At 65.4% G+C, this 20,124-nt stretch carries 17 protein-coding genes; 12 read left to right on the top strand and 5 right to left on the bottom strand.

All coding sequences use genetic code 11. From position 1 onward, the window contains the following. Positions 1-187: 187 nt before the first annotated feature. A complete protein-coding gene (locus AC1DCF_RS04235) occupies positions 188-1,225 on the bottom strand; it encodes a LacI family DNA-binding transcriptional regulator (RefSeq protein WP_477209953.1) in 1,038 nt (345 codons plus the stop codon). 134 nt (positions 1,226-1,359) lie between these two features. Between AC1DCF_RS04235 and AC1DCF_RS04230 the strand changes: the two genes are divergently transcribed. Genes AC1DCF_RS04230 through AC1DCF_RS04205 form a run of 6 tightly spaced genes read left to right on the top strand, consistent with a single transcriptional unit; the run spans position 1,360 to position 7,504 of the window. Next, positions 1,360-2,997, top strand: coding sequence for an ABC transporter substrate-binding protein (locus AC1DCF_RS04230; RefSeq protein ID WP_477209952.1), 1,638 nt, complete (start codon positions 1,360-1,362; stop codon positions 2,995-2,997). A 38-nt stretch (positions 2,998-3,035) separates the two neighbouring features. Further along, positions 3,036-3,977: an ABC transporter permease gene (locus AC1DCF_RS04225; protein WP_477209951.1), complete on the top strand. Its 942-nt coding sequence runs from the start codon at positions 3,036-3,038 to the stop codon at positions 3,975-3,977. After that, positions 3,974-4,801 carry an ABC transporter permease gene (locus tag AC1DCF_RS04220; protein ID WP_477209950.1) on the top strand — a complete coding sequence of 276 codons (828 nt, stop codon included), beginning with the start codon at positions 3,974-3,976 and terminating at the stop codon, positions 4,799-4,801. Before AC1DCF_RS04225 ends, AC1DCF_RS04220 begins: the two co-directional genes overlap by 4 nt. After that, entirely contained in the window at positions 4,801-5,607 is an 807-nt protein-coding gene (locus AC1DCF_RS04215) for an ABC transporter ATP-binding protein (protein ID WP_477209949.1), read from the top strand. Before AC1DCF_RS04220 ends, AC1DCF_RS04215 begins: the two co-directional genes overlap by 1 nt. Further along, complete coding sequence (locus AC1DCF_RS04210) at positions 5,604-6,434, top strand: ABC transporter ATP-binding protein (RefSeq protein WP_441790551.1); 831 nt, start codon at positions 5,604-5,606, stop codon at positions 6,432-6,434. Before AC1DCF_RS04215 ends, AC1DCF_RS04210 begins: the two co-directional genes overlap by 4 nt. Then, on the top strand, positions 6,431-7,504 hold the full coding sequence (locus AC1DCF_RS04205; protein WP_477209948.1) for a C45 family autoproteolytic acyltransferase/hydolase: 1,074 nt from the start codon (positions 6,431-6,433) through the stop codon (positions 7,502-7,504). Before AC1DCF_RS04210 ends, AC1DCF_RS04205 begins: the two co-directional genes overlap by 4 nt. Positions 7,505-7,566: 62 nt before the next feature. Here AC1DCF_RS04205 and AC1DCF_RS04200 read toward each other — a convergent pair whose 3' ends face one another. Continuing rightward, a complete protein-coding gene (locus AC1DCF_RS04200; protein ID WP_477209947.1) occupies positions 7,567-8,976 on the bottom strand; it encodes an MFS transporter in 1,410 nt (469 codons plus the stop codon). 139 nt (positions 8,977-9,115) lie between these two features. After that, positions 9,116-10,561 (bottom strand): flavin monoamine oxidase family protein, encoded by a 1,446-nt coding sequence (locus AC1DCF_RS04195; protein WP_477209946.1) that lies wholly within the window; start codon positions 10,559-10,561, stop codon positions 9,116-9,118. A gap of 376 nt (positions 10,562-10,937) precedes the next feature. Between AC1DCF_RS04195 and dnaK the strand changes: the two genes are divergently transcribed. From dnaK to AC1DCF_RS04170, 5 genes are all read left to right on the top strand, one after another. Next, positions 10,938-12,803, top strand: coding sequence for a molecular chaperone DnaK (dnaK, locus tag AC1DCF_RS04190; protein ID WP_477209945.1), 1,866 nt, complete (start codon positions 10,938-10,940; stop codon positions 12,801-12,803). Positions 12,804-12,805: 2 nt separating this feature from the next. Beyond that, positions 12,806-13,393 carry a nucleotide exchange factor GrpE gene (locus AC1DCF_RS04185; protein ID WP_441790546.1) on the top strand — a complete coding sequence of 196 codons (588 nt, stop codon included), beginning with the start codon at positions 12,806-12,808 and terminating at the stop codon, positions 13,391-13,393. After that, positions 13,386-14,381 carry a DnaJ C-terminal domain-containing protein gene (locus AC1DCF_RS04180; protein ID WP_441790545.1) on the top strand — a complete coding sequence of 332 codons (996 nt, stop codon included), beginning with the start codon at positions 13,386-13,388 and terminating at the stop codon, positions 14,379-14,381. The genes AC1DCF_RS04185 and AC1DCF_RS04180 overlap by 8 nt, the downstream gene beginning before the upstream one ends. Positions 14,382-14,392: 11 nt before the next feature. Further along, positions 14,393-14,809, top strand: coding sequence for a heat shock protein transcriptional repressor HspR (locus tag AC1DCF_RS04175; RefSeq protein ID WP_441790544.1), 417 nt, complete (start codon positions 14,393-14,395; stop codon positions 14,807-14,809). Between the two features lie 270 nt (positions 14,810-15,079). Continuing rightward, positions 15,080-16,240, top strand: coding sequence for a class I SAM-dependent methyltransferase (locus AC1DCF_RS04170; RefSeq protein ID WP_477209944.1), 1,161 nt, complete (start codon positions 15,080-15,082; stop codon positions 16,238-16,240). A gap of 128 nt (positions 16,241-16,368) precedes the next feature. Here the strand turns inward: AC1DCF_RS04170 and AC1DCF_RS04165 are convergent, their stop codons facing one another. Both AC1DCF_RS04165 and AC1DCF_RS04160 read right to left on the bottom strand, forming a co-directional pair. Further along, positions 16,369-17,382 (bottom strand): hypothetical protein, encoded by a 1,014-nt coding sequence (locus tag AC1DCF_RS04165; protein WP_477209943.1) that lies wholly within the window; start codon positions 17,380-17,382, stop codon positions 16,369-16,371. An 86-nt stretch (positions 17,383-17,468) separates the two neighbouring features. Next, complete coding sequence (locus AC1DCF_RS04160; protein ID WP_477209942.1) at positions 17,469-18,908, bottom strand: PucR family transcriptional regulator; 1,440 nt, start codon at positions 18,906-18,908, stop codon at positions 17,469-17,471. Between the two features lie 118 nt (positions 18,909-19,026). On the opposite strand from AC1DCF_RS04160, the gene AC1DCF_RS04155 reads away from it, so the two are divergent. Continuing rightward, entirely contained in the window at positions 19,027-20,124 is a 1,098-nt protein-coding gene (locus tag AC1DCF_RS04155; protein WP_477209941.1) for an alcohol dehydrogenase catalytic domain-containing protein, read from the top strand.

The raw sequence follows: 20,124 nt of genomic DNA, 5'->3' as shown, positions 1-20,124 counted from the left end.
AGACACCGCGTCGGCGCGTCACCGCCGCATCGGTCGGTCGGGCGATCGCTCCGCTGCGCAAAGGAGGAGATTCTGCAACACGCCGTCTCAAACCGGCGGGAAATCACGGCGATTCGCCGAATCTCCTCCTTTGCGTACACGATGCAGACGACGGTCGCCGCCGGCAGCGCCGAGAGGAGGCCGGCGCTCAGGCCGGGCGGCGGTTCGTCGACTCCCGAATCCGCAACTCATTCTCGATCAGGGGTGGCACCAGATCGGTGTCGCCCTCGAGCCGTCGCACGAGCAGGGCGACGGCCTCCCGTGCCGTTCGCTCCGGCATCAGATCGACCGAGGTGATGGGCGGCGAACTGTTTCTGGTCTGCTCGGAGTCGGAGCCGGCCACGATCAGCACGTCAGCCGGGATCGAGTAACCGGCCTCCTGCAAGCGCGTCTGCAGACCGGCCGCATGGCGCCCGGTCAAGCAGTAGACGGCGTCCGGGACGGGAGTCTCACCGGCCAACAGCTGTTCGGCGACCGCGCGCCCGCCTGCTTCGCCGGATGTCTCATCCTGGCGGTAGAGAATGGCCGGCTGGCCCTGCTCGGCCGCCCAGGCCAGGTAGGTGGTTTCGCTGTCGATGTTCCAGGAGTTGACGTCGGTTCCCGTGACGATGGCGATGCGCTTCGCGCCTCGTTCGCGCAGGTGGGCAATGATCGCAGCGCAGTCTGCATTCGCGCCGGTTCCGACCCAATCCCGAAAATCCGGTCGTTCGACATCCCGGCCGACCGTCACCAACGGGATGTCGTTGCGGTTGAGCAGCGCGATCACGGGATCGTTCCCGATCGGGTCGGAGATCACGAACCCGTCGACGGCGAGGGCGATGTCGGGCACCTTGGACGTGGTGGGATCGCGAACCAGCATCAGGCCGAAGCCTCGGTCGAGAGCCTCGACTGCCGCCGCACCCGCGAAACGCATGAAGTAGTCGACGCCGACCGGCTGATAGGAGTCGAGCGAGTCGAGCGGGCGGATGACCAGGCCGAGTACCCCGAGTCGGCTGCTGCGCAGCCCCCGGGCGATGGCGTCGGCGCTGTAGCCCATGCTCGCGGCGACGTCGACGACATGTTGCCGGGTCGCCGCTGCGACGACTCCCTTGCCATTCAGCGAATGGGACACGGTCGTGATCGACACCCCCGCTTGCTTCGCGACATCGTGGATCGTCACACGGCGTCGCCCCTGTCCGCTGTTCACCCCTGCACACTATCGGAAACAAACAGTTAACAAAACGTTTTGCTAATAACTCGCACAAAACGTTTTGGTCGGCTATCGTCACAAATCAAACGCTCACGCGACCCGCCTCGCGTCATGACTATGGGAGAAGTTCAATGAAGAAAAGAACCAGAGCATTCGCCGTCCTCGGAGTGATGTCACTCGCCCTGACCGGTTGCGCGAGTGGGCCCACCACCTCCAACGCCGCACCGGACCTGACCGACCTTCTGGTCACGACGCCCGCCGCCACGGGCGAACTCGATCTCGCAACGTGGAACCTTCCATTCGGCGAGCCGGCCTCACTCGACCCGATCAAGGCGTTCAACTACCCCGAGAACACCGTCGTGGCGAACCTGTGTGAGGGCCTCATGCAGCTGCAGCCCGACTACTCGATCAAGCCGGGACTCGCCGAGAAGGTCGACAGCCCCGACGCCTCCACCTACGTCTACACGATTCGCGAGGGAGTGACGTTCTGGGACGGCCAGCCGATGACCGCCGATGACGTGCAGTACAGCCTCAGCCGCCAGCTCGACCCCAACGAGGGAAGCTACTGGGCCGGCGGCATCGTCGAGAACATCGACTCGATCGAGAAGACCGGCGATTGGGAAGTCACCGTCAAGCTCAAAGCGCCCGACTCCACCTTCAACTCCTACATGGTGACGCCCATCGGAAACATCGTTGAGAAGGCGCACCGCGTCGCCGCCGGCGAAGACTACGGCAACCCCACCGGCAAGGTCATGTGCACCGGGCCGTACTCGGTCGGCGCCTGGAACCAGGGCCAGAGCATCTCGCTGCTGCGCAATGACAACTACTGGAACACCGAGAAGAAGGCGAAGACCAAGCAGGTCGACATCAACTTCATCGTGGATGCCGCGGCGATCTCCAACGCGCTGAGCACCGGCGCCATCGACGGTTCCTACGACGTGCCGCTCGGTGCGTTGAGCTCCCTGGAGAAGGCCACCGACGGTGACCTGTTCCTCGGCCGCTCTGTGCAGCTCGTCGCGATCATCGGCACCGGACACGGCGCATTCGCCGACCCCGCCGTGCGGCAGGCTCTGATGATGGCGACCGACCGGGAAGCCATCGCCGACACGGTCTTCGAAGGTACCGCGCAGGCCTCCCGCTCGCTGATCCCGAACAACGGCTGGGCCTACGGCGACAGCGAGTTCGCCAGCGCTCGCGAGAAACTCGCTCCCAGCACCGTTGACATCGCCGGGGCGAAGGAAGCCCTGAAGAAGGCCACCGTCGACCTGACTCAGACCATCAAGATCGTCTACCCGTCAGAGCGCAGCTACTACGCCGACATCATCTCCGAGATTTCAAACGGGGCGACGGCGATCGGGCTGAAGGTCGAGCCGGAGGGCATCCCGAGCGCCCAGTTCGGTGCCTTCTTCTCCGACCCCAAGGCCCGTGAAGGTCACGATGCGTTCGTGACCAACAACTACATGGATGTCCCCGACCCGCTCGCCTTCCTGCGCACGATCGTCGGCACCGGCGGCTCGCAGAACTACAACGACTACAGCAACCCTGAGGTCGACAGTCTGCTCGCCGAGGCTGCTGCGGCGAACGACGAGAACGAGCGAGCCGCACTGACCAACCAGATCCAGGAAATCGCCATGGCAGACCTGCCCTGGATTCCGATCGTCGACCCGTCGGTTCGACTGTTCCTGAACAAGCGGGTCACGGGAGTGCCGGCCTCGTTCGTCTACCTCTACTACCCGTGGGCCGCCGATCTCGGGGCTTCAGGCAACTAAGTAGTCGTTCACACCGCTGTGAAGAAGGGGTTTTCTCAATGATGTTTGTCCTCCGACGGCTACTTGCCCTCGCTGGTGTGCTGGTGGTGTCGAGTTTTCTCGTCTTCGCCGCGATGTACGCTGCGCCGGGAAGCCCAGAGAACTTTCTGGTGCAGGGCCGCACGGTTTCGCCCGAGGTGCTCGCCGCGATCCGTGAACAGTACTCATTGGATGACCCCTTCTTCGTGAGGTTCTGGAACTGGCTCACCCAGGTGCTCCAGGGAAACTTCGGGCAGTCGCTGGCCAACCGTCAGGATGTCGGGAGCCTGCTTTCCGAGCGGCTCCCGACAACGCTGACCCTGGTGCTGATGGCCGCCCTGATCATCGTCATCTTCGGGATCGGTCTCGGCGTGATTGCCGGAACCAGAGACGGGTTCGTCGACAAGCTGGTCATCCTCGGCTCGAACCTCGGCTTCGCGATCCCGACCTTCTTCGCCGCGCTCATCCTGATGAGCATCTTCAGCGTCGGGCTTGGCTGGTTTCCGGTCTTCGGCTCGGGAACCGGATTCTTCGACCGGATCTGGCACCTCACGCTTCCCGCCATCGCCTTGGCACTGCCCTCAACGGCCGTCGTCGCACGCATCACCCGCACCGCCATCCGGGAAGAACGCGATTCCGAGCATGCGGTGATGGCCAGGGCCAGAGGCGTGCCCCGCGGCCTGGTGTTGCGACGACACGTGGTGCGCAATTCCATGCTGCCGGTCAGCACGGTCGTCGGCGTGCACATCGCCGGCCTGATCGCCGGGTCGTTCGTGGTGGAGTACGCGTTCACCCTCGATGGCATCGGCACGCTGCTGGTGAACGCGGTGCAAAAGAAAGACTTCGCGGTCGTTCAGGCGATCGCCATCATCCTGGTCGCGGCGTTCGGGATCATCAATCTGCTGGTGGACCTGCTCTACGCCTCGATCGACCCACGAGTGAGGGAGGTGCGTACCCGATGAGACGCTTTGTTGAACGGATGGGCCCCATCGGCACCACCGCCGCCGTGCTTGTGCTCGTCGTCGTGCTGGGCGCTCTGCTCGCCCCGATCATCGCCCCCTACGACCCGACCGTCGGGTCGGTCACCCAGCGGTACCAGGGCCCCAGCCCCGCGCACCTGCTCGGCACCGACCAGGCCGGCCGTGACATCTTCTCCCGCCTGCTCTGGGGAGCCCGGTCGAGCCTGATCGGCCCACTGATCGTCGTCACCATGACGGCAGTCTTCGGCACCGCGATCGCGCTGATCAGCGTGTGGTGGGGAGGAGCAGTCGACTCCTTCCTCAGCCGGGTTCTCGACCTGCTGTTCGCATTCCCCAACCTGCTCCTGGCGATGCTCGCCATCGCCGTCTTCGGTCCGAGCCTGACTACCGCGGCCCTGGCGCTCTCCGTGGCGTACATTCCGTACACGGCCCGGGTCATTCGGAGCACGGCGCTCAGGGAACGCAACCTGCCGTACATCCGTTCTCCTCAACTCCAGGGAATCTCTGGAGTCACGATCACTGCCCGGCACCTGCTGCCCAACGTCGCGCCCCTGATCGTGACCGGTGCAACGATCAACTTTGGATTCGCAATGATCGAACTCGCTGCGCTCTCGTTCCTCGGCCTGGGTGTGCAACCGCCGGCCGCCGACTGGGGTCTGATGGTCTCGAACGGTCAGCAATCCCTGCTCAAGGGGTACCCGGCCGAGAGCATGCTGGCCGGCCTCTGCATTGTGCTCACGGTGGCGAGCCTCGGCTACATCGGCGAACGTTTGGGTGGCCGCGCTGCGGCCGGAAGGAAGGCCTGATGCTTGAGATCACTCACCTGTCGCTCGCCCTGGCGGCCGATCGGAGTTCCATCGAAATTCTGAAGGATGTCTCGATCAGTGTTGCCGCCGGAGAGGCGGTCGGCCTGGTCGGCGAATCCGGCAGCGGCAAGTCGATGACACTGCGCTCGATTCTGCGCACCTTGCCCGCCCGGTCCGAACTCACGGGAAGAATCACCCTCGACGGCGTCGATGTTTTGGGCCTCCGCGGCGAGGCACTGCGACGGATGCGCGCGAACGACGTGTCGATGATCGCCCAGAACCCGCACGCCGTGTTGAACCCGGTTCTGCCCGTTGTGCGTTACCTCGTCGAAGGGATGCACGACGCGCAAGGGCTCCCGGCCAGCGTCGCCCGGCTACGTGCCGGCGAACTGCTCGAACAGGTCGGCATCGACGCCGTCGACCGAGTGCTCAGCGCCTACCCGCACCAACTCTCCGGCGGGATGCTGCAACGAGTCGTGATCGCCGGGGCGATCGCCGGAAAGCCGAAACTGATGCTCGCCGACGAGCCGACGACGGCACTCGACGTCACGACGCAGGCCGAAGTCATGGCCATTCTCGACGAGTGCCGCCGAAACCTCGGAATGGCCATGCTTTTCGTGACCCATGACCTCGACCTGGCCGCGGCGGTCTGCGACCGGATCAACGTAATGAAGAGCGGCGAGATCGTCGAGACCGGCGTCCCCGATCAGCTTCGGGACAACCCGCAGCATCCGTACACCCGCATTCTGATGGATTCGCGCCCGCAGGGCATCAACTGGACCGGCACGATTGGAGGCGCCGCATGACCGCCCCGGCAATCGCCGTCACAGGCCTGAGCAAGACGTTCACGACCGGGCGACCCAAGCAGACGGTGACGGCGCTCGACGCCGTGTCGCTGACCGTCGAACCCGGAACCTGCCTGGCCGTCGTCGGCGAATCAGGATCAGGAAAAACGACCCTGGCCCGCATCATCGTCGGACTCGAGACCGCGGATTCCGGCACCGTGCTGCTGAACGGTGAGCCGGTCGCCATCCGAGCCAATCGGCACGAGCTGGGCCGACGGGCGCGAGTTATCCAGATGGTGTTCCAAGACCCGCAGAGCTCCCTGAACCGGCGGCTGCGGGTTCGAAGTGCGGTTGATGAGGTGTTGCAGGCGCACACCCCGCTTGGACTCGCGGCCCGGCGCACACGCTGCGCAGAACTCTTCGCCCTGGTCGGCCTCGAGCCGCGTCACCTCGACGCTCTCCCCGAGGAGCTCTCCGGAGGGCAGCGGCAACGGGTGGCCATCGCCCGAGCGCTCGCAGCCGAGCCGTCGATCATCGTGCTCGACGAATCGGTGGCGGCTCTCGATGTCACCGTGCAGGCACAGATCCTGGAGCTCCTGGCCGATCTGCGCACCTCGAAGGGCCTGACCTACCTCTTCATCACCCATGACCTCTCGGTGGTTCAGATGATCGCCGATTCGGTCGTCGTCATGCGTCGCGGGGCCATCGTGGAGCGGGGCGACACGGCATCCGTGTTGCAGAACCCACAACATCCCTACACGCAGCTCCTGCTGGAGTGTGCACCGAAACCCGGCTGGAAGCCCCAACGCGGCGTGATTCGCGCGCTGCGAGAGGAGATCGCCTCATGACGAGTGCTGTTCCCACTGTTGTTCACATCGAGTCGGCGGATGCCTACGAGCGCGGAATAGAGCGTGGGCGTGCGATTCGCGAGACCCTCGCCGATGGGCTGAGGATCTATTGTGAGCTCTTCGACGTCGTCGGCATTTCGCGGGCGGCGGTGAAGGCGGATGCGCTCACCTCGATTGCGGCGACCGAGCGGTGGAGCCCGGCGCTGGCCGCGGAGATGCGGGGCACGGCCGTCGGCGCTGGCCTCGAACTGTGGCAGATCGGCGCGCTCAACGCGCGCACCGAGATCTTGGCTGCAGCGACCGGGGCGAAGCCCGGCGAATGCTCGACGATCGTGAACACTCGTGCCGGCGCGATCGGCGCGCAGACCTGGGACTGGCACGAAGAGCTTTCGCACTGCTGGCATCTGCAGCAGGTGAGCGGCACCCCGCGCAGCTTCGTCGGCCTGACCGAGCACGGCATCCTCGGAAAGATCGGCATGAATGACGCCGGCGTCGGGATCATGTTCAACATTCTCGGGCACCAGCAGGACCGCGCATTCGGCGTCCCCGTTCACCTCGTCGCCGCCCGGGTGTTGGCCGAGGCGGCCACCCTCGCCGACGCTGTGACGATCTTGCAGACCGCCCCGGTGAGCACCTCCAGTGCCATCACCGTCGTGAGCCCTGATGGCGCTGTGATCGTCGAGCTGAGCCCCGAGGGCGCCGCAGTGTTGGAGCCACACGATGGTGTGCTCCTGCACACCAATCACTTCCTCACCGAACGACTCGGTCAGGGCGAGAAGCCCGGACTGTACGACCCGGATTCCCAGCTGCGCTACGCGGTCCTGCTTGAGCGGGTTGCCGAAGCGCCGCTGCCGACGAGCGCGGCCGAACTCATCCCGTACCTGGTGTCGCAGCCCGGTGATGAGGCTCAACTCTGCTGTGTTCCCGCGCCCGGCGCGGTCTTCGGCGATCGGTGGGCGACCCTGGCCACGGTCACCCTGGATTCTGCGGCGCGGGCCATGACCGTCGTCGCCGGCACGCCCATCGATGCACTGAATGGCGTGCCTCTGCGCTTGGTGGCCGGAGACTGACCACTTCGTTGATCGAGCCTGTCGAGATCCGGTGACCTGGTCTCGACAGGCTCGACCCCCGGCTAGCTGAGCTGCTTCTGCTTCGCGTGCACCGGAATCAGCAGGGCGAGACCGATCGCGATGATCAGCACGATGCCGAGGATGCCCCAGTATTGTGCGCCGCCCAGGGTCACGAAGAGAGCGAAAGCGGTGGGCGCCAGGAACGTGGCAGCCTTGCCGGTCGTCGCGTAGAGGCCGAAGACCTCGCCCTCGCGCCCGGCCGGAATGACGCGGGCGAGGAACGAACGGCTCGCCGACTGCGCCGGTCCGACGAAGAGGCAGAGTGCGAGGCCGAAGGTCCAGAACACGATCTGGCCGCCGTCGTGAAAAATGAATACGGCCAGGCCGCAGACGATCAGGCCGACGAGTGACGCGACGATGACCGGCTTGGGGCCGACCTTGTCGTCGAGGAGGCCGATCGTGATCGTGGCGACCCCGGCGACCACGTTTGCGGCGATCGCGAAGATAATGACCTCGCCGGCCGAGAATCCGAAGGTCCCGGCGGCCAGGATGCCACCAAACGCGAAGACGCCGGTGAGCCCGTCTCGGAAGACCGCGCTGGCGATCAGGAAGTAGACGGTCTGCCGGCTGTTCTTCCACAGCGCGGCGATGTCGCGGCCGAGGCGGGTGTACGAGGCGAAGAACCCGACCTTCTCTCGCGCCACCTTCGCCGGCGCATGGTACTCCGGCACGGCGAGCAGAACGGGCAGTGCGAACAGGCCGAACCATGCGGCAGAGATGAGCATCGCCACGCGCACCGACAGGCCCTCGTCGCCGGTCACGCCGAACAGGCCGACCTCGGGATTGATGAAGCCGAAGTACACGATCAGCAGCAGCACGATGCCACCGAAGTAGCCCATCGACCAGCCGAATCCGCTGACCTTGCCGATCGAGCGCGGTGTGGAGACGTAGGCGAGCATCGCGTTGTAGTTGACCGACGCGAATTCGAAGAACACGGTTCCGACGACCAGCAACAACAGGCCGAGCCAGAGGTAGCCGGGCTCGGGTTTGACGAAGAACATCAGTGCCGTGACCGCGACAACGATGTACGTGTTGACCGCGAGCCAGAACTTGCGGCGACCCGAGACATCCGAACGTTGCCCGGTGATCGGCGCGAGTGCGGCGACGAGAAGGCCGCCGATGGCGAGCGTCCAGCCGAGTTGTGCCGAGACGAAAGCTTCGCCGCCGAAGGATTCACTCGTGAGGTAGACGGTGAAAACGAAGGTGGTGACGACGGCGTTGAACGCCGATCCGCCCCAATCCCAGAGGCTCCAGGCGAAGATGCGACCCTTGCGGGCGCCCTGCGCCGAGACCGCTTCGATCTGCTCGGTCGAAATTCCGATCGTCGCCGCCGCCCCGTCGGCCGGGGTCAGGTGGGCCGGCGGAAAGTTGCGGGGCGCATCGGAGGGGTCCGGCGTCGAGTTGTCGGTCATGGCCTCAGGGTAGCGGGTGCAGAAACCCGGCAGGTGCGCTCGTTCGGCGCGTTCTCGCCGTGCTGTTCACGCTCCGGGTGCCGCACCCTCACCGGTCCGGGCGGGCAGGTCGTTCCCGCCCGGACTGGCTGTCGGCCGGCTACGCCAGCGCGGCCAGCGCCTGGTTCGCCGCGACGATGCCGGAGTTGCGCGAGGAATGCACCGTGCTGGTGGTCATGCCCGCCCAGAACAGCGTGTTGTTGATCGGTGTGTTCAGGCCGGAGCGACGCGAGAAGGGTCCGGGGTAGGCGCCGCGGGCGTACTGGTCTTTCGACCAGTCGTAGGTGGAGGCGTTCACGTACTCAAGATCCGGCTTGCCGCTCGTGGCGCGCACAGTCTCCAGCGCGGCGGCGAGGCGATCCTGCTCGGGCAGGTCGAGCAACGCTTGCGCTTTCCCGCCGGTCATCCAGGTTACGACGAGTTGCCCGGTGTAGCCGGGGGTTCCCTCAGACGCGTTCCAGGTCGACGGCGGGTTCATGTCGAAGGGGGTCAGGATGTCCCAGTCCGGCGTGCTGGGCATCCCCACGGGGAGCACGGGTTCCGCGAACTCAAGAATTGCCTTGAACACCGACAGGTAGCTGATCTCCTGGATCGCCGCGCTGCGCGCCGCCGGCAGCGGCGGGTTGAAGGTGATGTCGCCGTTCTTCAGCACGCCGCCGGGCACGGCGAGGACGATCGTGCGCGCCTTGTATGTGTCGCTGCCGACGTGCACCTCCACGCGGTTCTTGTTGCGGTAGTCGATGCTCGTGACCGGGCTGTTCAAAACAATGGGGATGCCCGCCGCGAGCGGCTGCAGCACCTGCTTGTAGCCGCCGATGACGCGGTAGTCCCCGTACGCCTCAGGAGGCATCGGGCCCGACTCGCCCTGCAGCGTGAGGGCGAACTCGACATCGCCGAAGATGAATTCGGCGGGCAGCACGTCGAACTGTTCGGTATCGACCTCGATAGCGAGTACCGAGATCGGGTAGTTAGATCGCGGAATGCCGATCCGGTTCAGCCAATCGAGAGCTGTCTCGCCATCGAGGGGCTCCGGGAGACCACCGGGGAAGGACGGGGCGCCCTCGGGGAAATGGAAGGTCTCGAAAGTGCTGGCGTCGACCCAGGCCGCGTCGCTAGCGTTGTACTTCCCGAAGGTCTTCTCGAACCGGTGGGTCTGGAGTCCCTGCTGATTGATGAGGTCCCAGGTCGACACGGTGTTGCCGTGCACAAGCTCGGCGCCCCGCTCGAACGGGATGGTCATCGACGTGCTGTCGGTCCAGAGGCGGCCGCCCGTGCGGCCGCGCGCCTCCAGCACGAGCACCTTCTTGCCGGCGTCGGCGATCACGCGCGCTGCCCCGAGGCCGGATGCGCCGGCGCCGATCACAATCGTGTCCCACATGCGATTCAGCGACCCCTGCACTCCGGGCGAGGTGCGGGCGCCCGCAGTGAGCAGCGCCCCAGCCGTTGCGGCAGCCGCGAAACCGACCACCGACCGGCGTGTCAGGTCGCCGAGGCCCTTCTGCCCGGGTTGGGATTCCATCGCAGGATTCAATTCGGAATCGGTCATGACTCGTCCTCCATCGTTGGGGCGCGGCGGGGAAATACTGAGCGCTGCGCGCCACTGTGCGCGCTCCAATCCCGAATAGGAGACGGGATTGCCTGATTATGGGTCGGGAGATTGCTGTTGCCACAGAGATGCGTAGAAATTGTTGCGCTTTCGTTAGAAATTTGTGTCAAAAGTGGATTATTCGTGCAATTCGGGCCTTGCCTCAGGAGGCCTACGCGGGTAGGGCATTTGCCCGAACCTGAGAGTTGAGTCATGGTGACTCAACTTTGTCGGTTTCGGTTTGACACGATTTTCCCGCTCTGGCATACTTGAGCCACCGGGACTCAACTCTCGGCCCTCAATTTTGAATCACCGAAACACACTGAAGGAGAATCGCATGGCACGTGCAGTTGGAATTGACCTCGGAACCACGAACTCGGTCGTCTCAGTCCTCGAAGGTGGAGAACCCACCGTCATCGCAAACGCCGAAGGCCTCCGCACCACCCCCTCGGTGGTTGCATTCACCAAGGATGGCGAGGTGCTCGTCGGTGAAACCGCCAAGCGTCAGAACGTCACCAACGTTGACCGCACCATCTCCAGCGTGAAGCGCCACATGGGCACCAACTGGAACGTCGACATCGACGGCAAGAAGTACACCCCGCAGGAGATCTCGGCCCGCATCCTCGCCAAACTGAAGAGGGACGCCGAGCAGTACCTGGGTGACACTGTCACGGATGCCGTCATCACGGTTCCCGCATACTTCAACGACGCCGAGCGTCAGGCAACGAAGGAAGCCGGTGAGATCGCCGGCCTCAACGTGCTGCGCATCATCAACGAGCCGACCGCAGCCGCACTGGCATACGGCCTGGACAAGGGTAAAGAAGACGAGCTCATCCTGGTCTTCGACCTCGGTGGCGGAACGTTCGACGTTTCCCTCCTTGAGGTGGGCAAGGATGACGACTTCTCGACCATCCAGGTTCGTGCCACTGCCGGTGACAACCGCCTCGGCGGCGACGACTGGGACCAGCGCATCGTTGAGCACCTGATCAAGAAATTCAAGGAGACCACCGGTGTTGACGTCTCGAACGACAAGATCGCGAAGCAGCGTCTGAAGGAAGCCGCTGAGCAGGCCAAGAAAGAGCTCTCGAGCAGCATGTCGACGAGCATCCAGCTGCCCTACCTCTCGCTGACCGAGAACGGACCGGCCAACCTCGACGAGACGCTGACCCGCGCTCAGTTCGAGCAGATGACAAGCGACCTGCTCGACCGCACGAAGAAGCCGTTCCAGGACGTCATCCGTGAGGCCGGCGTCAAGGTGAGCGACATCGACCACGTCGTTCTCGTCGGTGGATCGACCCGCATGCCCGCTGTCTCCGAGCTCGTCAAGCAGGAGACCGGCGGCCAGGAGCCCAACAAGGGCGTCAACCCTGACGAGGTCGTTGCTGTCGGCGCCGCCCTGCAGGCCGGCGTGCTGAAGGGCGAGCGCAAGGACGTTCTGCTCATCGACGTCACCCCCTTGAGCCTCGGCATCGAGACCAAGGGCGGCATCATGACCAAGCTCATCGAGCGCAATACGGCCATCCCGACCAAGCGCAGTGAAACCTTCACCACGGCCGACGACAACCAGTCGTCAGTTGCGATCCAGGTCTTCCAGGGCGAGCGCGAGTTCACCCGCGACAACAAGAACCTCGGAACGTTCGAGCTGACCGGTATCGCACCGGCTCCGCGCGGCATCCCGCAGGTCGAGGTCACCTTCGACATCGACGCCAACGGCATCGTGCACGTGTCCGCCAAGGACAAGGGCACCGGCAAGGAGCAGTCGATGAAGATCACCGGCGGCTCCTCGCTGAGCAAGGAAGACATTGAGCGGATGGTGCGCGAGGGCGAAGAGCACGCCGCCGAGGACAAGAAGCGCCGCGAGGCCGCTGAGGTTCGCAACGGCGCCGAGCAGCTCGCCTACTCGATCGACAAGCTGATCAAGGAGAACGAGGACAAGCTGCCCGAAGACGTCAAGAGCGAGGTGCAGGGCGACGTTGACGCTCTGAAGTCCGCGCTCGTCGGCGACGACGACGACGCAGTGAAGACCGCGTTCGACAAGCTGAACGCCAGCCAGGGCAAGCTCGGCGAGGCCATCTACGCCTCCAGCCAGGCCGACGAGGCAGCAGCATCCGCATCCGCATCCGCAGAGCAGCCGGCCGACTCGTCTTCTGACGAAGACGTTGTCGACGCTGAGGTTGTCGAAGACGAAGAAGAGAAGAAGTAACCATGGCAAACGACACGAATGCAGGGGGCAACCCGGCGGACGAGCCGTTCGACGCAACTGAGGGGGCGCCCACCGGCGCCGCCTCGGCTGCGGCCGACGCCGAGGGAATTGAGGAAGACGAGCTGACGGTTCAGGACATCCTGGATGCCGCAGATCTCGAGGCCAACGACCCGTCGGCCGAGCACCTCGCCGATCTCAAGCGCGTCACGGCCGAATACGCCAACTACCGCAGGCGCACCGAATCGAACCGCGAGGTGGAGCGCGAGCGCCTCACCGGTGGCGTTGTCGCCGTTCTGCTGCCGGTGCTCGACGATCTCGACCGTGCTGAGAAGCACGGCGACCTGGTTGCCGAGACGCCGTTCGCGACGATCGCGGCCAAGCTGCGCGCATCCGTCGAGAAGCTCGGCCTGACGCCGTTCGGCACCGTCGGTGAACCGTTCGACCCCACCGTGCACGAGGCTGTTTTTCAGCAGCCGAGCGCCGATGTCACGGTCGAGACGGTCGCCGACGTGGTCGAGACCGGCTACACCCTAGGCTCCACGCTTCTGCGCGCGGCCAAGGTTGTGGTTCAGGTACCGAGCGATGGCTAGCCAGGACTGGTTCGACAAGGACTTCTACAAGATCCTCGGCGTTTCGAAAAATGTCACGCCGGCCGAGCTGAAGAAGGCCTATCGCAAACTGGCCCGCAAGTATCACCCCGATTCCAACCAGGGTGATCCGGCATCCGAAGCAAAGTTCAAGGAGATCAGCGAGGCCAACTCGGTGCTCTCTGACCCCGAACAGCGCAAGGAATACGACGCAATCCGTGCCATGGGTGGTGGAGCTCGCTTCACCGCCCCCGGCACGGGTGGCGGCCAGCAGGGCGGCTTCGACGACTCGTTCGGCGGCATGTTCGGCGGCGGCGGGCAGCAGAACTACACCTTCCAGCAGGGCGGCGACTACGACGACATTCTCGGCGGGCTGTTCGGCGGGCGCGGTGGCCGGTTTGGCACCGCATCCGGCGGCTACCGCGGTGCCGGCGGACCGACTCGGGGGCGCGACGTTGTCGCATCGACGACCATCGACTTCGTCACCGCAACCCACGGCGATCAGATCACCCTGCAGACACAGGACGGGCGCGAGCTCAAGGTCAAGATCCCGGCCGGCGTTGCCGATGGTCAGAAGATCAAGTTGCGCGGCAAGGGCCAGCCGAGTTTGGATGGCGGTGAAGCCGGCGACATTGTGCTCACGGTGTCGGTGCGCAAGCACCCCGTCTTCGAGCGCGATGGCCTGAACCTGCGCGTCACTGTTCCGATCACCTTCATTGAAGCCACGCTCGGAGCGACGATCGAAGTGCCCACCCTCGGTGGGCCGCCGGTCAAGCTGCGAGTGGCACCGGGAACCCCGAGCGGCCGCATCCTGCGCGTCAAGGGTCGCGGTGTCGAAACGGCGAAGGGCACCGGCGATCTTCTCGCCGAAGTGCAGGTTGCCGTGCCGTCACACCTCTCGAAGGAGGCGGAAGCGGCCCTCGAAGCGCTCGCCGCAGCGCTGCCCGAAGAGAATCCCCGTGAAGAGCTTCTCGCCAAAGCGCGGGGATAACAGGAATCGAAATGGATGAGTTCAGCCGAGTTTTCGTGATCTCCACGGCCGCAGAGTTGGCGGGTATGCACCCGCAGACTCTGCGGCAGTACGACCGCTTGGGTTTGGTCAGCCCCGGGCGCACCCCGGGCAAGTCGCGCCGCTATTCGATGCGCGACGTGGCCAAGCTGCGGGAGATCGCGGAACTCGGTGCCGAAGGCGTGAGCCTGGAAGGCATCCGTCGCATTCTCGAACTCGAAGATCGCGTGCGTGGGCTCGAATCCCGCCTGCGCGAGCTGGAATCGGCTCTGGCCGATGAGTTGCTCAGCCGTCCGGGGCGTCGCGTGTTCGCGGCGGGCTCCGCGGGTGACGTCATCTCGATGAAGGCCGGCACACGGATGCGCCGCTCAAATCAGATCGTTGTCTGGCGGCCGCTCGATCGCGGCTAGCGCGATTCTCTGACTCAGCCTCGCGGCACATGTTTACGAAGCCGGCACGCGTTCTATCGCGTGCCGGCTTCTTCGTTGCGTGCCGCGACACGCGCAACGGGTACGCGTGTCGCCCACGTCTTTCTCGCGCGTGCGCGCAAATTGTCGCCTCGACTTCGGTCGGCCGACGATGTGGGCGCGCGCGTGAGTCTGAGTTCGAGATCGGTCGGTCGGCCCGCTGCTCCGCGGCCTCGGCGCTGGCGAACGGATGCGCGAGGTAGCGTTGACGAAGTGACTTCTGAATTCTCGTTCGACCTTCTGCGCCGCTGGCCCGACGTTGAGGCGACGAACCTGTTCGCCGTCGACGCGAGCGACCGGCTGATCCTTGCGGAGGCGGCCGACGACCTCGTGGCCGCCGCCACATCAGGTGGCGAGCTGCCGGGCGCCGTCGTCGTGATCGAAGACCACTACGGCGCACTGACTCTGGGGGCCGCGGCGCAGGCCGGGCTGGTCGACATCCGGGTGCATCAGGACGCCCTCTCCGGCGAGCTTGCTCTCGCCGCAAACGCCGCCGAAGCCGGACTCTCCGGCGCCTATCGTTCGCTCGACCTCGGCGCAGAGCTCGTGCAGGGCGCGCGCGTCGTGCTGATGCAGCTTCCGCGCAGCCTTTCGGCGCTCGACGAGATTGCCGCCGACATCGCTCGCTACGCCGACCCGTCGGTGCGCGTCTACGCAGGCGGCCGGATCAAGCACATGACCCCGGCGATGAACGAGGTGCTGCGCCGTCACTTCGGTGAGGTCACCGCCTCGCTGGCGGCCCAGAAGTCGCGGGTGCTCACCGCGTCGAAGCCGCTGGCCGGCGCCGAAGCCGAAGCAGCCGACTCGGAATGGCCGGCCCGCGCCGTGCACGCCGACCTCGGGCTGACCGTCTGTGCCCACGGGGCCGCGTTCGCCGGAACCACCATCGACATCGGCACTCGCTTCCTGCTCGAGTTCATCGATCGTATGAAGCCCGATGCCCAGACGGCGATCGATCTCGGCTGCGGCACCGGCGTGTTGGCCACCTCGCTCGCCCTCGCCCGCCCGACCCTTCACGTGACCGCCAGCGACCAGTCGGCCGCTGCCGTCGCATCCGCCCGCGCCACCGCCGAGGCGAACGGCGTGGCCGACCGGATCACCGTCGTGCGGGACGACGCGCTGCAGAACCAGCCGGAAGCCTCGGCCGAGCTGATCGTGTTGAACCCCCCGTTTCACATCGGCAACTCGGTGCACGCTGGAATCGCCCTCAAACTGTTCGAGGACGCGGCCCGTGTGCTGAAGCCCGGCGGCGAACTCTGGACCGTCTGGAACACGCACCTCGGCTACCGTCCCGCCCTGAACCGCATGGTCGGCCCGACCCACCAGGTCGGCCGCAACACCAAGTTCACGGTCACCGTCTCCACGAGTGGCTAACTCCGGCAATCCTTCGGAATCACGCTGAAAAGTGCCCTCCCGAGGTGATTTTGGCCGGGATTGCAGGAGTTAGCCCCACCCCTTCCCCACGAGCTGTGGCTAGCCAGCTAGCTAGCCAGCCAAACTGCCTAGCTGGCTGCAGCGACGAGGTGGCCGAGCAAGGCGATGAAGTAATCGCGGTTGTCGTCGGTGATTGAGGGCAGGGTGGGGACGAAGTGCCCCTCGGCGATTCGAAACGCCTTCTTGTCAGCGACCCATTCGATGCCATCGATGTCGGAGAGCGCAGTTCGGTCGAGCGGCTCCATGAGGTCCCGGGAGTAGAGGGCGCGATCGGTGATCGCGAGTCCGTAGATGCCGGCCAAAGTTGCGCTCGACAGCGATGTACGCACCGACTCGTCGGCAGGGAGCTGCCATTTTGCGCTCAGCTTGGCGAGTTTCTTCGCGTCTTTCGGGCGACTGGGAAGCAGGAAATCCTCGCCGAGGCGGCTCGCCCTCACAAGCTGATCGACGTCCTTGTCGGTGTGACCGGTGTCGCCGGCTTCGGCCGCCGTGTCAGCCACACCGCTAGAGGATGCGCCCAGTTCTCTCTGGAGCGTGCCGATCACGTCGCGCAGGTAGGCAGCGGAATCTGCCGGGCTTGACGGCATGAGCAACCGTGCAATCTGGTCGAGTCCGATGCGGGAGCTGCCGATCGCAAGTGCGTGTGCGTCGGCCTGAATAGAGGAGACGTCGAAAGTGCTGAGCGCAAGTTGGGCTGAGCTGTTGCCGACATCCATCAGATAGAGCGTGCGATCGGTGATGAGGATTCCGTTTGACGACCGTCTGGCCAGGAGATCGTAGGAATGGAATCCCCAGTAGAGCACTGGCAATTCACCGTCGGAGGCGGCGTGCGGCAGATAGAGCTGTTCCACAGCCTTCCAGAACACGACGTCGGCATCGGCGAATTCCGGATGCCCGATCTGGTTGGGAAGAAAGACGAATGAGTTGATCGAAGTAGGTACCCCCACCGCGGAGACCGTTGCGGCGAGATGCGCGAAAAGTGTCAGACGGGCCGGTGAAAGTGTCTCGAGATAGTCGGAAAGCTCGTTCTTCTTGCCCATCATCTGCCCCCAGAGGTTGATAGCTGCGCTCTTCGACGCCATCCTATCTGGGCCATTTCGCGCGGTGCATTCGAACGCCTTGGGATGCACTCAGCGCCAACGATACACACGGGCTGGAAGGAGCAGGCTCAGCGCTCCATCGCCCGAATCGCCAGCCACGCCGCCGTGCGATCGTCGGGGTCTGACATCGACAAGCCGGTGAGCTCCTCGATGCGCTGGATGCGACTCGTCAACGTCTGACGATGGATGCCGAGCTGCCTCGCGGTGACGCCCCAGGAGCCGTGCTCGGCCAGATAGACCCGCAGCGTACTGGTGAGCTCACCGTGCTGACCGTTCGCCCCACGCAGCCCGTCGAGGGCGTTGGCAATCTGCGCCGCCCCGTCGTCGTCGAGGCGGTCGAGCACATATTTCACCGTCGGGAGCGCGCGATAGCGGGCGAGCGGCCGGCCGTCCGTGACGGCCACGTCGTGCGCTTGGCGTGCCTCAGAGGCGCTCCGACCGAGGGCATCGATGCCGGCGCTCGAACCGATGCCACACCGGAGCGGAACCTGCACCTCGCTGGCATAGCGCTCGACCCGGTCCGTGATCTGGGCGACGTGGTCGTCACGCACAAAACCGAGCACCCGACCGTTCACCGTCGTCATCACATGCACCCAGCCCAACTCGTCGAACCAGCGCGTGACGAGGCGTTCCAGGTCGACGGCCTTCGACCGCGAGCTCAGCACGAAAGCGGTCAACGATGTCTCGTGAACGCCCCACCGCTGCAGCAGGGATTCCGCGGCGGCGGGCGTGCCGGACACCAGGGTTGAGATCATGACCTCGCGGCCGAGTTGCTCGGTCATAGTGTGGTCGTGGGTGCGCAGAATGAGGTCGAGCAGCGCCGCCGCCTGCGAGGCCAAGTCGCGGTTGCGGCTCATCGACCTCTCGTGGGAAGCGATCACCAGATAGGCCGTCAGGTCTTCATTCGGGCCCACCGGGTGCACCTGCAGACCCGGGTGGCGTACACGCACCGGCCGGCGGAAGGCCACGGCCGTCGCATCCTGCACATGCAGGGCTCCGGCTCCGGCGCTGGCGATCGGATGCCCCTGGCCGTCGAGCAGCACTGCCCAGCCATCGATGCGCGAGGCGAGTTCTGCGATCACCGCGCTCACCCCGCCGCGACGGGCAACCTGGGTGAGCACCTTCGTTCCACTCGTCACGAGGCGGTCTTCTGCCGCTTGGTCGGTGGCCAGGAGCGCGACGAGGGTCGGCTGCAATACGAGAGCGTCGGCTCCGGGGCAGAGAATCGCCGTCGCCCGCGACGCTTCGATCAGCTCGCGGAGTTCCCGGGAATCCTCGGTGGTCACCAGAACCGCCTGGCGCACCGCATCGCGGCGCGGGTCGGCCGGGTCGAGGAGCGCGCGAAGCTCGGCCGGAGTCGCGACGACGAGGCTCGCGAAATTCGGATGCGCGTGCACGGTGAAATCCGCAGCCGGCACCGCCGAGTCAACGGGCGCGCCGCCGCTGACCGAGCTGCCGACAAGCGTTCCGGCGAGCACCCGGGCAACTGAAGAAACGTCTCGAGCCATGCAAGCAATTGTACGAAATGTTGAAGAAGCAGAAATTGCTCACACTTTTTCGCAATGAATGCGTCGAGATTCGCTCCTAACATCGGCGTATCCCGATATTCAATCCCAGGAGGATTTCATGAAGGCCGTTGTCTTCCGCTCGCCCGGTGCGCCCCTCGAATACATCGACGTCGAACTCGCCGCCCCCAAGGCCGGGGAAGTGCGCGTCAAGATCGCCGCCGCCGGCGTCTGCCACTCCGACCTGCACGTCAAGCGCGGCGAATGGGACGCCCCGGCTCCCCTGGTGATGGGTCACGAAGGCTCCGGCGTCGTCGTCGAACTCGGCGAAGGCGTGACGTCTCTGTCGGTCGGCGACCACGTCGTTCTCTCCTGGGTTCCGCCGTGCGGCGAATGCCGCTACTGCCGTTCCGGCCATGAAGCCCGCTGCCAGAAGGTTGTAACCGTCGTCGCCCCGCACGGCGTGCTCTTCGACGGGACCTCCCGCCTCTCGATCGACGGCGAACCCATCCACCACTACCTCGGAGTCTCCTCGTTCGCCGAAGAGGTCGTCGTCCCGGCCTCCGGCGCCGTGAAGGTGCGCGATGATGCGCCGCTCGACGTGGTCGCCCTCGTCGGCTGCGCCGTCGCGACCGGCGTCGGCGCGGTGCTCAACACTGCCGCCGTCGAACCCGGCTCCACGGTCGTCGTGATCGGCTGCGGCGGCGTCGGTCTCAACGTCGTTCAGGGCGCCAAACTAGCCGGTGCCGAGCGCATTGTCGCCATCGACGTGAACGCCGACAAGACCGCCCTGGCCGCACAGTTCGGGGCGACCGACAGCATCGACGCGTCACAGACGGATGCCGTCGCCGCCCTCTACGAGCTCATCCCCGACGGCGTCGACTACGCGTTCGACGCCATCGGGCGCACCTCCACCACCGAGCAGGCCATTCAGATGCTCGGCCTCGGCGGCGCCGCCGTCATCGTCGGCCTCCCGCCGACCGGCGCAAAGGCCTCGTTCGAGCCGCTCGTGCTCGCCGAAGCCGACCAGCGCATCCTGGGCTCCAACTACGGCAGCGTGCGCCCCTCGATCGACATCCCCGCCCTGGTCGACCGCTACATGGATGGCCAGCTCAAGCTGGACCCGCTGGTGTCGGGGCGTCGTCCGCTGGCCGAGGCGGCCCAGGCATTCGAAGACCTCGAGTTCGGGGGCGCACTGCGCACCCTGCTCATCCCCTGA

The sequence above is a fragment of the Leifsonia sp. 10L418 genome, assembly GCF_056395445.1.
This window is presented reverse-complemented; position numbering and strand designations above follow the sequence as displayed.

Bases quoted from the DNA above. Each gene is read 5' to 3' on its own strand.
- AC1DCF_RS04180 (WP_441790545.1), top strand. From the start codon at position 13,386: ATGGCTAGCCAGGACTGGTTCGACAAGGACTTCTACAAGATCCTCGGC.
- AC1DCF_RS04225 (WP_477209951.1), top strand. From the start codon at position 3,036: ATGATGTTTGTCCTCCGACGGCTACTTGCCCTCGCTGGTGTGCTGGTG.
- dnaK (WP_477209945.1), top strand. From the start codon at position 10,938: ATGGCACGTGCAGTTGGAATTGACCTCGGAACCACGAACTCGGTCGTC.
- AC1DCF_RS04195 (WP_477209946.1), bottom strand. From the start codon at position 10,561: ATGACCGATTCCGAATTGAATCCTGCGATGGAATCCCAACCCGGGCAG.
- AC1DCF_RS04215 (WP_477209949.1), top strand. From the start codon at position 4,801: ATGCTTGAGATCACTCACCTGTCGCTCGCCCTGGCGGCCGATCGGAGT.
- AC1DCF_RS04175 (WP_441790544.1), top strand. From the start codon at position 14,393: ATGGATGAGTTCAGCCGAGTTTTCGTGATCTCCACGGCCGCAGAGTTG.
- AC1DCF_RS04155 (WP_477209941.1), top strand. From the start codon at position 19,027: ATGAAGGCCGTTGTCTTCCGCTCGCCCGGTGCGCCCCTCGAATACATC.
- AC1DCF_RS04185 (WP_441790546.1), top strand. From the start codon at position 12,806: ATGGCAAACGACACGAATGCAGGGGGCAACCCGGCGGACGAGCCGTTC.
- AC1DCF_RS04220 (WP_477209950.1), top strand. From the start codon at position 3,974: ATGAGACGCTTTGTTGAACGGATGGGCCCCATCGGCACCACCGCCGCC.
- AC1DCF_RS04165 (WP_477209943.1), bottom strand. From the start codon at position 17,382: ATGGCGTCGAAGAGCGCAGCTATCAACCTCTGGGGGCAGATGATGGGC.
- AC1DCF_RS04205 (WP_477209948.1), top strand. From the start codon at position 6,431: ATGACGAGTGCTGTTCCCACTGTTGTTCACATCGAGTCGGCGGATGCC.
- AC1DCF_RS04160 (WP_477209942.1), bottom strand. From the start codon at position 18,908: ATGGCTCGAGACGTTTCTTCAGTTGCCCGGGTGCTCGCCGGAACGCTT.
- AC1DCF_RS04200 (WP_477209947.1), bottom strand. From the start codon at position 8,976: ATGACCGACAACTCGACGCCGGACCCCTCCGATGCGCCCCGCAACTTT.
- AC1DCF_RS04230 (WP_477209952.1), top strand. From the start codon at position 1,360: ATGAAGAAAAGAACCAGAGCATTCGCCGTCCTCGGAGTGATGTCACTC.
- AC1DCF_RS04210 (WP_441790551.1), top strand. From the start codon at position 5,604: ATGACCGCCCCGGCAATCGCCGTCACAGGCCTGAGCAAGACGTTCACG.